Here is a 12,370-nt window from a genome sequence, read left to right as displayed (position 1 = left end):
GCACCTCTGCAATCCTTACACTGCCAACCCTTCAGCTTAACTTAGTGCCATTCGGGCATGGAGCATGAGGTAGCGCCCCCATGAGCGACTGGCGTCGTCTCTGACGACTTTAAGCAAGTGGCATCATTGGAAGAGGCTCCGGGGGCAAATGGGAAAAATCTACTACAATTTTCCCCCTGCTTCTTAGCGAGTCCGCATTTAGGAAAAAATGAAGTAAGAACTTGTTTTTTAAACTTCATACTTCATCCTGACATTTTCCTATGACAACGCTCTCATGATGTAGTCAAAATAAGGTCATACTTCGACTGCATCTTCCTTACTCATCAAGGATATGGCTTCTTCTTGAATGCAGCGCGTAGCCTTGATATTTTTGAGAGGAATTTCTAAATTGTTGTACATTTTCTTAGGGAACTCCAAGAAATAAATTATCTCGCTTGAAGTTGCTGACTGTTGACTGTGAACAGTGGAATATTTTATTTGTCAGTCCCTTAATACCAATCGTGCCAACTTCTTCCAAGGATTTCTCACTCCCTGCCAAGATAGAAGTTGACAAGAAGCTGTTTGGCGCTCATTTGGCGTTGAATATCGGGACTACGGCTCCGGTAATGATAAACTCAATGGCACTGCTTTCCCTGTAGTTAAATCTTTAGAGAAGTTATAAACTCGGCGATCGCTTTCACCTGCCACTTTTATCCCCAAATCAGCCCAATCAATTGTGTCTGCCCAAGTGTGAATAACTCGTCCTTGGCTTTTGATTTCTGGCTGCTCAAATGTGAGTTTTTCAAAGTTAAATGCAGCGACATCAACCCCTAAGGCGGCAGACCAAATTCCTGCTACTGGAAAAGCCGCTAGGAAGAAATGCAATTTGCAAGAATTAGGAAAATTTGCCCGCCGCCATCCCAACCGCCCAAGATAGAATTGAGCAGACCTAAAGTTGTAGGTTGGATGTTTTTGACCGAGTTTGTATCCGGCATTAATCGATTCTGAGTCACTTTCGTTGGTACGAATCAAGGTCGATGTCACCAAAGAACCATGCATCGCACTCAGCATTGCACCACCTAATACCCCAATCACCCCTAACTGATGTAAGGGACTCATCAGAATATTGTGATCTGCTTGAAACTGCAACATGAAGTTAAAAGTACCAGAAATCCCTAAAGGCATTTCCGCAGAAAAACTGCCTTGTCCAATTGGATAAATTAAAAATACAGAGACGGAAGCAGCAACGGGAGCAGTGAACGCTAGAGAAATCCAGGGACGCATCCCTAAGCGATAGCTCAATTCCCATTCCCGATCTTGGTAACAAATGATGCTAATCACAAAGTGCAGCACAATCATTTGATAAGGACCGCCGTTGTAAAGCCACTCATCCAAAGAAGCAGCTTCCCAAATTGGGTAAAAGTGCAAACCAATTGCAGCTGATGTCGGTACTACAGCAGCTGAAATGATATTATTGCCGTCGAATAAAGCACCGGAAATTGGTGAACCCATTCCGTTCATGTTTACTGGCGGAGCAGCAATAAAAGCAATGATGAAAACAATGGTGGTTGTTAAAACACAAGGAATCAACAGTATGCCAAACCAGCCAATATACAGCCGATTCTCAGTACTAGTCACCCATGAACAAAACTTCTCCCATAAACTAATCTTTTCGCGTCTTTCTAAGATGTTTGTTGGTATTGTTTGAAGATTGTGATTTGCAGGCGTAACCCGCGTCCCATGACACGTCCCATGACAGTTCACATCGGCGGGAGCCGCCGCTCTCACTGCCTTGTCTACGCTAACAGTCGAAGTTGCAATTATGCTGTCTGACTTTGGCGTCATGTTACATAGATCCTTGCATAATTAAATAGGAATTCTCTATCGCCACAGTTTCTAAAACCGGAGACGACAGAATAATCTTTTGCACTCAAACCAAAGCCGTTGAGACAAAAACTACTTCAAGGTTGATGAAAAGGAACATAAAATAAAAACATGAAGAACCAATGAAGGAAGTTCATCTTTTCATAAAAGTTCACAATATTCATCAGAAGGGTCAGAGGGAAAAGGACTACCCATAGTACCGCTGCACGTAATTCGTAATTCGTAATTCGTAATTAGCTGTTAGCAATGGTTTCAGACATTTCAAATGGTGAGACAGCGCGGTCTTGGAGGTTTCCTCCATGAGCGACTGCGAACCCGAAGGGGTGGCTTATTTCCGCCGTGCTGTACTAGTCTCTTGAATGACGGCTCTCGGACTACATACAGGTATACAAAAATGAATATGTAAGTCACATTTTAATTATCAAAATAAGTCAACAAATGTAAATTTGGTTGAAGCTGTATAACTTTTGCGTCAAAGAACAGTCAATAATGATTTTGAATTAGACTTGTTCGATACAAAGCTTTTTGTTCACTACAGATACTAGTACTCCAAGGCGGAATTCGTAATGACGCTCTCTACGAGACGCTAAAAGCGAACGCGGACTCGCTACCGCTACGCTAACGTAATTCCTAATATTGCAAGAATTTCATTTATTTTCAATGCTTGCTCTGTTTGCATCGTGCTGTGCTAGTAGTATATGTGGTGAACAATTGGCAGATTTTTTCTGAGGTAAAACTTTTCTACTTTGATTGTTGCTAAGGGACTGCCAAAGAAAAAAATTCACCAATATTTTTTGCTAGTCTAGGCACCTTGCCTAGACTATGTAATGATTTCTTTCTAGGAGTTCCCTAATTATTTGTTTTCCCTCTGATGAAGTCCTAGCGTTTAGGTACAGTAGGGTGATATGGAATGAGAATTTTACTAGTTGAAGATGACGAGTGTATCGCCAAAACACTTGAAAATGTTCTTGGTAATCAACACTATGTAGTTGATATTGCTGCTGATGGTCTGCTTGGTTGGGAGCTAGTAGAAGCTTTTAGCTATGACTTAATTTTGCTAGATATCATCCTGCCCAAATTGGACGGCATAAAACTTTGTCAGAGGTTACGTTCCCATAACTATCAAACACCTGTACTGCTACTGACAGCCCAAAATTCTAGCACTCACAAAGTGATGGGATTAGATGCAGGAGCAGATGACTATGTTGTCAAACCTTTTGAACTCTCGGAATTATTAGCTCGAATTCGTGTTTTATTGCGGCGACGAAATTCACCCATATTGTCAGTGATGAAATGGGAAAAACTGCGTATTGACCCTGGTAGCTGTGAAGTGACTTATGGCTGTCATGGTTTGAATTTAACGCCTAAGGAGTATCGCTTACTGGAGCTTTTTCTGCGTAATGAGCATATTGTCTTCAGCCGCAGTGAAATTTTAGACCACCTCTGGTCTGTAGAAGAAGCACCCAAAGAAGATACGGTGACAGATCACATCAAGGGTTTGCGGCAGAAACTAACGCAAGCTGGCGCACCAACTGATTTTATTGAAACAGTCTATGGTTTGGGTTATCGTCTGAAAGTATTTGCGTATGAAGAAAAACCTTCTGTAGCCTTAAGACAGACAAAACAAAGCCAAAGCAAAAGGAAGCCACAGATTAGGGAAGCATTAGCAGTTGTGTGGGAGAGGCTGAAAGTACACAGTAGCGATCGCTTAGAAATTCTCCAACAAGCCTCCCTTGAGTTACAAGCCAACAATCTCTCTGAAGAATTACATAAGAAAGCATATCATGCAGCACATAAGCTAGGGGGAGCTTTAGGCATTTTTGGCTTTGTGGAAGCTTCACGTCTGGCTAAACACATAGAGCAGATATTACTATCCCAAATTACTCTTGACCAAAATGAGGCATTGCATCTTCGCCATTTAGTAGAACTTCTTTCTGGGGAACTACAGCAGCCTGCGTTTAGAGAATTAGATAAAGTCCTTTGCCATTATGTTGTAGACGATGTGGGTGAATAAATTTATTGGGCATTGGGCATTGGGCATTGGTCATTAGTCATTGGTCATTGGTCATTAGTTATTTACAACTAACAACTAACAACTGACAAAGAACAAAGGACAAAGGACAAATGACAAATGACAAATGACAAATGACAAAAAACAAAAGCCTATCGACTCCTTAGAAGCGCTGCTACATCGGATGATGAACCGCATTCGTCAATCCCTAGAGTTGCCAGCAATCCTCTCAGGAACCGTTGATGAAGTACGTATATTTTTGGAGACTGATCGTGTAAAAGTGTATAGTTTTGATGCAGACGCTAGTGGTGAGGTTGTGGCTGAGTCGGTTAACTGCGATCGCTTACCATCTCTACTAGGGCAACACTTTCCCGCTGAGGATATTCCATTTGCAGCTCGTGAGTTGTTTTTGAAAGCTCGTCAGCGCTCAATTGTGGATGTTGCAGCCCAGCAAATTGGGCTGAGTCCCTTAGATTCTTCGGAAACGACCGAGCCACTTGATGAAAATGATATCCAGTTTCGAGTCGTAGACCCATGTCACGTAGAATACCTCACCTCAATGGGAGTGCAGTCTTCTCTAGTGGTGCCAATTTTGCATCGCGACCAATTATGGGGTTTGTTGGTATCTCATCACAGTTCGCCGCGAGAGGTGAGCGAACGGGAATTACAGGTAGTGCAACTGGTTGCAGATCAATTATCAATTGCGATCGCTCAAAATACCCTCCTCGAACAAACCCGCGCCCAAGCTGACCAAGAAGCCACAATTAACCGTGTGGCCAAACTACTGCATTCCATGACCGAAATGCAGTTACAACAAGCCCTAGAGTTGACTGTATCTGCTTTACAGGCTGCTGGTGGCAGAATTTATATCGCTCCCCAAAATCCAGGTGAAGCGGCTCAGGTGTTTAGCTGTGGGGAGTGGGGAGTGGGGGAGTGGGGGAGCAGAGGAGCAGAGGAGCAGAGGAGCAGAGGAGCAAAGAATAACAATGCCCAACGCCCCATGCCCAATGCTCCTATCCTCTTCGAGGAGCATCCCAGTTGGCAAGAGTGGTTAAATATGGAGGCGACTGTCGAGGAGGGAAAACTAGTGTGGGCAATTACTGATTTATATCAAGCCACACTACAGTCAGACTTGGCACAGGCGTTTTTTGATGCTGGGATTCGCAGCTTATTGGTTATTTGCTTGCAATATCGGCAGCAGATATTGGGTTACTTAAGTATTTTTCGCCATGAAATAGACACAGAAACTCTGTGGGCGCGACGAGTTAACCGTAATGATCCGCGAAATCAGTGTCCAGTTCAATCCTTTGAAGTATGGCGAGAGTTAAAGCGAAGTCAAGCCCAAGAATGGAAAACCGCAGAAATTGAACTCGCCCAAGCTTTGAGCAGTCACTTTGCAATGGCAATTCATCAATATGAACTGTATCAGCAAGTTCACGCGCTCAATGCTGACTTGCAGCAGGATATTGAAGAACGCAAGCAGGCGGAGAAAAAAATCTCTGCCTTGAATGCCGAACTAGAGCAGAGAGTACAGGAGCGAACGGCAGAGTTACAGCGTGCTAATGAAAGATTGCTGCGGGAAATGAGCAAACGCGAACGGGCACTACGCGCTCGCCAGCAAACACAAGCGTCTCTAGAACGCCTCAGCCGACAGAGCGAGTTAATTTTGAACTCCGCAGGTGAGGGAATTTACGGTTTAAATTCCCAAGGTAAAATCACCTTTGTCAATCCAGCAGCAGCCAGAATGCTTTTATCTGGGGTGACAGAACTAAAAAATCAGTTTATGCACGAGATTGTAAACCATTCCCAACCCGACGGCACTCGCTATTGCTGGGGAGAAAATCCCATTCGCGCCACCCTCGAAACTGGGGCAGTACAACATATTTCTGATGACATATTTTATCGTGGTGATGGGTCGAATTTTCCAGTTGATACCAATTTAATGTGAAGCTGCATAGAAAAGAGCTTCTAGGATAAAGTTATAAGAAGAGACAGAAATTACTTGCTCAAATGTAAGTTGGTCGAATATCTCTTGGATGCGTTCGCGTAAAGCTTGTAAAGAAGAGAAAAGTTGATTTTTGAGAGGTTTCTTAAGAGCTTGCCAAAGCCTTTCGATAGGATTGAGTTCAGGAGCCGATGGTGGTTGAAATAGAGGAATAATATTCTCTGGCCAGCTAATTGCTGAACTTGTATGAGCCGGTGCTTGGTCAATCTGTAAAATTGCATAATCCGAGCCTAATTGCACAGATAGCCAGTCCAAAAACTGTTGAAAACACTCGCCATCTAGTTTTGGATATTCATAAAGAAAGTGGTCTCCAGTTAATGGTTCAATTGCACCATAAATCCAAAAGTTTTCCCTCGGCCATATCACCTTAACAGTGGGCTTGACTCCAAAAGCTGTAATCACTTTTCCTGTAAGAGTTTTGAGTCCAACCCTAGTTTCATCCTGGCACAGGTAGCGAACACACTTACCGGGTGCTAGATGTTTTTCTAGACAATTAAGAATGATTCCGAGTTTTTTTTAAATTCAGATACCAATTTCTCGTCTTGGTTATGGCTTTGAGGGCGAGGCACTTTTAGTTTTGCCCCTAATCGATATCGAACCCAAGCATAAACCGTTGCATACTCTATATCTTGTCCATGTTCTTTTTTTAACCACTCAACTATTGCACCATAGCTACTAAAGCCTTTTCCTGTTTTTAACTCCTCTGAGAGTGCTGCGATCGCAGCATCATCGATTTTCCGTTTTGCTCCTGGTGCTTTTTTGATTTCTAATAAGCCTGATATCCCATCAGTTTTGTACTTCTGCAACCATCTCGTGACCGTTGAAGTATCTCTTGCCAAGCGTTTTCCAATATCTTGCTGCTCTTTAACCTGCCCGCTTTTTATCCACCACAACATAATAAGCTTTTCTTTCTGGGTTCCTAAATTCGCTGTTTGTAAACGTTTTTTAAGTTCTTCTTCGCTCTCTGCGATTTCAATCTTAAAAGGGCGGCTCATGGTTCTTTTAATTTATCGAGTTTGTTTCCTCTATTATATGCAGCTTCATATTAAATTGGTATTACCAATAAACAAAACTCAAAGTTGTAAATTCTTGCTTCAGTCAATTATTTTTGGTTAGCGACTACCAACTAATAACTAACTACTTATACAGGAACTTTGAGCAGAGTAAAGTTCTCATTTCTTTCACAGAAAAGGGAGAATTTCTGATGACAATTACTCCTGAGCGAGAGCAAAAGGTAAGGGTTGAGGTTGATAACGAGCCGGTGCCAACTTCATTTAAGAAGTGGTCGGAACCAGGACACTTTGACCGCGCCCTTGCCAGAGGTCCCAAAACCACCGCTTGGATTTGGAACCTACACGCTAACGCCCACGATTTTGATACTCATACCAGCGATTTACAAGACGTATCGCGCAAAATCTTCGCCGCTCACTTCGGACACTTAGCTGTAGTGTTTATCTGGTTGAGCGGTATGTATTTTCATGGCGCTCGCTTTTCCAATTTTGAATCTTGGATGGCGAACCCGACTGGCATTAAACCCAGCGCCCAAGTTGTCTGGCCAATATTTGGTCAAGAAATTTTGAATGCAGATGTGGGCGGGGCGGCGGCTTCCACGGCATTCAAATTACCTCTGGACTCTTCCAGATGTGGCGCGGGGAGGGTTTTACTAATACGTTCCAGCTATATTGCACCGCTATTGGTGCTTTGGTGATGGCAGCACTGATGCTGTTCGCTGGCTGGTTCCACTATCACAAACGCGCTCCCAAGTTGGAATGGTTCCAAAATACCGAGTCGATGTTAAATCATCACTTGGCAGGGCTTTTAGGCTTGGGTTCTTTGGGTTGGACAGGACACCTGATTCATGTTGCCTTGCCAACTAACAAGGTGTTAGATGCTGGGGTAGCTCTCCATGATGTTCCTTTACCCCACGAATTCATTTTGAATTCCAAGTTGATGGCTCAGTTGTATCCCAGTGCAGATTGGGGTTTCGTTAAGGGTGTAGTGCCTTTCTTCACCTTAGAGTGGGGACTTTTTGCTGACTTTTTGACCTTTAAGGGTGGTCTGAATTCCGTGACTGGCGGCTTGTGGTTAACAGATGTAGCACACCATCATTTAGCGATCGCAGTGCTATTCATCTTTGCCGGTCACATGTACCGCACTAACTGGAAGATTGGTCACAGCATTAAAGAAATGCTGGATGATGCCAGAACTCCGAAGATGCTGCCATTCTTGAGCTTTATTGGGCCGGTTGGTCACAAGGGTCTGTTTGAAGTTCTCAGAACTTCCTGGCACGCTCAACTATCAATCAATCTGGCAATGTTGGGTTCTTTGAGCATTATCATTGCCCATCACATGTACTCGATGCCGCCTTATCCCTATCAGGCGACTGATTATGCTACACAGGTATCTCTATTCACTCACCATGTGTGGATTGGAGGCTTCCTGATTGTTGGCGCGGCAGCCCATGCAGCGATTTTCATGATGCGGGACTACGACCCAGAAAAAAATCTAAACAACGTGCTGGATCGGGTACTACGTCATCGGGATGCAATTATTTCTCATCTGGCTTGGGTGTGTCAGTTCCTTGGCTTCCATAGCTTTGCAATGTACTGCCACAACGACACCATGCGGGCTTTTGGTCGTCCCCAAGATATGTTCTCGGATACGGGAATTCAGTTGCAGCCAGTGTTTGCTCAGTGGGTACAACATATCCAGACGATGACCATCGGCAATCCAGCTCTCCAAGCTGCTGCACTTCTGGGTGATGCTTTCGGCGGCTTGCGAAATCTGGAACTGGGTGGATTGGGAACTGCTGCACCTAATTTGCACGAACCTGTCAGCTATGCATTCGGCGGCGGTATTGTGGCAGTGGGTGGCAAAGCTGGCGATGATGCCCATTACCTTAGGTACTGCGGATTTTATGATTCACCACATTCACGCCTTCACAATTCACGTCACTGTTTTAGTACTGCTGAAAGGTGTGTTGTTTGCCCGCAGTTCGCGTTTAGTTCCAGATAAAGCCAATTTGGGCTTCCGCTTTCCCTGTGACGGCCCAGGACGAGGCGGTACTTGCCAGGTATCAGCTTGGGATCATGTTTTCCTGGGTCTGTTCTGGATGTATAACTCCTTATCAATGGTGATTTTCCACTTCTTCTGGAAGATGCAGTCGGATGTCTGGGGAACCGTAGATGCAGATGGGGTAGTGACGCACATTACGGGCGGAAACTTTGCCCAATCATCGATTACCAATAACGGCTGGTTGCGTGATTTCCTCTGGGCGCAGGCGACGCAAGTAATCACATCCTACAATTCAGCACTTTCGGGCTACGGCTTAATGTTCTTAGCGGGACACTTCGTTTTTGGCTTTAGTCTGATGTTCCTGTTTAGTGGTCGTGGCTACTGGCAAGAATTAATCGAATCAATTGTTTGGGCGCACAACAAGTTGAAAATTGCCCCAGCTATTCAGCCTCGTGCTTTGAGCATCACTCATGGTCGGGCTGTAGGGGTAACTCATTACCTTTTGGGAGGAATTGTCACCACTTGGGCGTTCTTCCTGGCGCGAATGTCGGCATTGGGATGATACTCCTTTTGTTCGCCTAATTCAGGAGGGTGAGGAGAGCAGGGGAGCAGGGGAGCAGAAAAGAGAAGAAATAGTATCAATATCTTTACTCATCCCCAGTCCCCAGTCCCCTGGTTTCTTAGAAGGTTCAGCCTCTTTTTGTGCATTCCCAGACTCAGCCTGGGAACGAGAAAATCTCAAAACTTTTAAAACTATGGCGACTAAATTCCCCAAATTTAACCAAGACCTTGCACAAGATCCAACGACGCGACGCGTTTGGTATGCGATCGCCACGGCTCACGATTTTGAAAGTCAAGATGGCATAACGGAAGAAAATCTTTATCAAAGGATTTTTTCTTCTCACTTCGGTCATCTGGCAATTATCTTTCTGTGGGCGTCGGGAATTTTGTTCCACGTTGCCTTGGCAAGGTAATTTTGAAACCTGGATTAAAGACCCCATACATATCCGTCCCATCGCCCACGCAATTTGGGATGCTCAATTTGGCCCAGGGGCAATTGAAGCTTACACCCAAGCGGGAGCGCGTAACCCAGTAGATATTTGCTACTCCGGTGTTTATCACTGGTGGTACACCATTGGGTTACGGACGAATAATGAACTGTATGCTGGGGCGATTTTCCTAGTTTTGCTGGCGGCTGTATTTTTGTTTGCAGGCGCGTTGCATTTAAAGCCCAGATTCCGTCCTGGCTTGGCTTGGTTCAAGAGTGCAGAACCTCGCCTCAACCACCACTTAGCGGGTTTGTTTGGTGTCAGTTCCTTAGCTTGGGCTGGTCACTTAATACACGTTGCTATACCAGAATCTCGTGGTATTCATGTAGGTTGGGATAACTTCTTGTCTACCCCACCGCACCCAAGTGGCTTGCTACCGTTCTTTACTTTGAACTGGGGGGCATACGCGCAAAATCCCGATACGCCAGCCCATGTATTTAATAGTACTCAAGGGGCAGGAACAGCAATTCTCACCTTTTTGGGTGGTTTCCATCCCCAGACTCAATCTTTGTGGTTGACAGATATGGCGCATCACCATTTGGCGATCGCTGTGATCTTCATTGTTGCGGGTCACATGTACCGGACTAATTGGGGTATCGGTCACAGCATCAAAGAGATGATGGACTCCAAGGACTTCTACGGTAATAAAGTTGATGGCCCGTTCAACTTACCCCACCAAGGACTGTACGAAACCGTTAATAACTCTTTGCATTTCCAACTGTCTTTGGCACTAGCTTGTTTGGGTGTAGCGAGTTCCTTTGCGGCGCAGCATATGTATTCCATGCCGCCTTACGCGTTTATCGCTAAGGACTTTACCACAATGGCGGCACTATACACACACCATCAATACATTGCCGGTTTCTTGATGGTAGGGGCGTTTTCCCACGCGGCGATCTTCTGGATTAAGGACTATGACCCAGAACAGAATCGAGGAAATGTTCTAGAGCGGGTACTCAAGCACAAAGAAGCGATTATTTCTCATCTTAGCTGGGTATCGATGTTCTTGGGCTTCCATACTTTGGGTTTGTACGTCCACAATGATGTAGAAGTAGCCTTTGGGGCGGCTGACAAACAAATATTGATTGAGCCTGTATTTGCTCAGTTTATCCAGGCGGCTAACGGTAAGCTGTTGTATGGGTTTAACACGTTGCTTTCAAATCCAGATAGTATTGCTTCCACAGCATGGCCCAATCATGGCAATGTCTGGTTGCCGGGTTGGTTGGATGCAATAAACAGCGGCACCAATTCGTTATTCCTGACAATTGGCCCTGGTGATTTTTATGTACATCATGCGATCGCTCTCGGTTTGCATGTCACCACCCTCATCTTAGTCAAAGGGGCGCTGGATGCTCGTGGTACTAAGCTCATGCCGGATAAAAAAGACTTCGGCTATGCTTTCCCCTGCGATGGTCCCGGACGGGGTGGCACCTGCGATATTTCTGCGTGGGATAGTTCCTACCTCGCCATGTTTTGGATGCTTAACACCCTTGGTTGGATCACCTTCTACTGGCACTGGAAACATCTTTGTATCTGGCAAGGCAATGTCGCTCAATTCAACGAAAACTCGACCTATCTTATGGGCTGGTTCCGAGACTACCTTTGGGCGAATTCCGCACAGTTGATTAATGGCTATAACCCTTATGGCACAAATAACTTAGCCGTTTGGGCTTGGATGTTCCTCTTTGGACACCTAGCTTGGGCTGTTAGCTTCATGTTCCTGATTACCTGGCGGGGTTACTGGCAAGAATTAATCGAAACCTTAGCCTGGGCGCACGAACAGACTCCACTATCCTTTGGCTACTGGAGAGATAAGCCCGTTGCTTTGTCAATTGTTCAAGCTCGTTTAGTCGGCTTAACTCACTTTACTGTTGGTTATATCGCCACCTATGGGGCTTTCTTAATTGCCTCAACAGCAGGTAAGTTTGGTTAAGCAGAAAAATAGAGTTTCAACACTGTTTAACTACACTTTAAATTACGCAATGGATTCTATTTTCTTACAGAAAAATGCGTAATCAATTTGTAATTATTCAGCTAAAAATATTCAGTTTTCGACCTCCTCTCTTGCCTCTTTAGGTAAGAGAGTTTTTTAGTTTATGATATATTAATTTTCAATAAAAATGCTCTAAATATACGTGCTAATGATAGTATTTGACTAAGATAACAAGGAGAAATAATAATGTCTAATACATCTGATTTGGCAGAAATAATTAAACAATACAATGAAGAAGACATAATTAAACCATTCAAAGGAGACCCTCAGCTTGGTAATCTGTCTACTCCTATCAATGATTCTCCCTTAGTTAGAGCTTTCATTGAAAATTTGCCAGCCTATCGTAAAGCAGGGTTAGCGCGTCTCAAACCCTATTGACAGGCAGGGTTAGCGCGTCTCAAACCCTATTGACAGGGGGATTATGGCAGAGGTACTGA

General features: G+C 44.5%; 5 protein-coding genes and 3 pseudogenes. 5 read left to right on the top strand and 3 right to left on the bottom strand.

Annotation, left to right across the window (positions count from 1 at the left end):
* Positions 1-591: 591 nt before the first annotated feature.
* On the bottom strand, positions 592-1,824 hold the full coding sequence (locus tag HWQ44_RS23180) for a photosystem II q(b) protein (RefSeq protein WP_292723597.1): 1,233 nt from the start codon (positions 1,822-1,824) through the stop codon (positions 592-594).
* Between the two features lie 949 nt (positions 1,825-2,773).
* On the opposite strand from HWQ44_RS23180, the gene HWQ44_RS23175 reads away from it, so the two are divergent.
* Both HWQ44_RS23175 and HWQ44_RS23170 read left to right on the top strand, forming a co-directional pair.
* The gene (locus tag HWQ44_RS23175) at positions 2,774-3,877 is read left to right on the top strand and encodes a response regulator (RefSeq protein ID WP_292723594.1); all 1,104 of its coding nucleotides are present in this window, start codon (positions 2,774-2,776) and stop codon (positions 3,875-3,877) included.
* A 124-nt stretch (positions 3,878-4,001) separates the two neighbouring features.
* Positions 4,002-5,822 (top strand): GAF domain-containing protein, encoded by a 1,821-nt coding sequence (locus HWQ44_RS23170; RefSeq protein ID WP_292723591.1) that lies wholly within the window; start codon positions 4,002-4,004, stop codon positions 5,820-5,822.
* Here HWQ44_RS23170 and HWQ44_RS23165 read toward each other — a convergent pair.
* Positions 5,814-6,329: an IS630 family transposase gene (locus HWQ44_RS23165; RefSeq protein WP_292723599.1), complete on the bottom strand. Its 516-nt coding sequence runs from the start codon at positions 6,327-6,329 to the stop codon at positions 5,814-5,816. The two genes, HWQ44_RS23170 and HWQ44_RS23165, sit on opposite strands and share 9 nt — an antisense overlap.
* A 35-nt stretch (positions 6,330-6,364) precedes the next feature.
* Positions 6,365-6,874, bottom strand: a complete 510-nt coding sequence (locus tag HWQ44_RS23160; RefSeq protein WP_292723589.1) for a helix-turn-helix domain-containing protein — start codon at positions 6,872-6,874, stop codon at positions 6,365-6,367.
* Between the two features lie 209 nt (positions 6,875-7,083).
* On the opposite strand from HWQ44_RS23160, the pseudogene psaA reads away from it, so the two are divergent.
* The 3 pseudogenes from psaA to HWQ44_RS23145 all read left to right on the top strand — a co-directional run.
* Positions 7,084-9,456, top strand: a pseudogene (gene psaA / locus HWQ44_RS23155) (photosystem I core protein PsaA).
* A 193-nt stretch (positions 9,457-9,649) separates the two neighbouring features.
* Positions 9,650-11,873, top strand: a pseudogene (gene psaB / locus HWQ44_RS23150) (photosystem I core protein PsaB).
* 246 nt (positions 11,874-12,119) lie between these two features.
* Positions 12,120-12,281: pseudogene (locus HWQ44_RS23145) on the top strand (photosystem I reaction center subunit XI); the annotation flags it as partial.
* Between the last annotated feature and the right edge of the window lie 89 nt (positions 12,282-12,370).

The sequence above is a fragment of the Nostoc sp. JL34 genome (assembly GCF_017114945.1).
GTDB lineage: Bacteria > Cyanobacteriota > Cyanobacteriia > Cyanobacteriales > Nostocaceae > Nostoc.
This window is presented reverse-complemented; position numbering and strand designations above follow the sequence as displayed.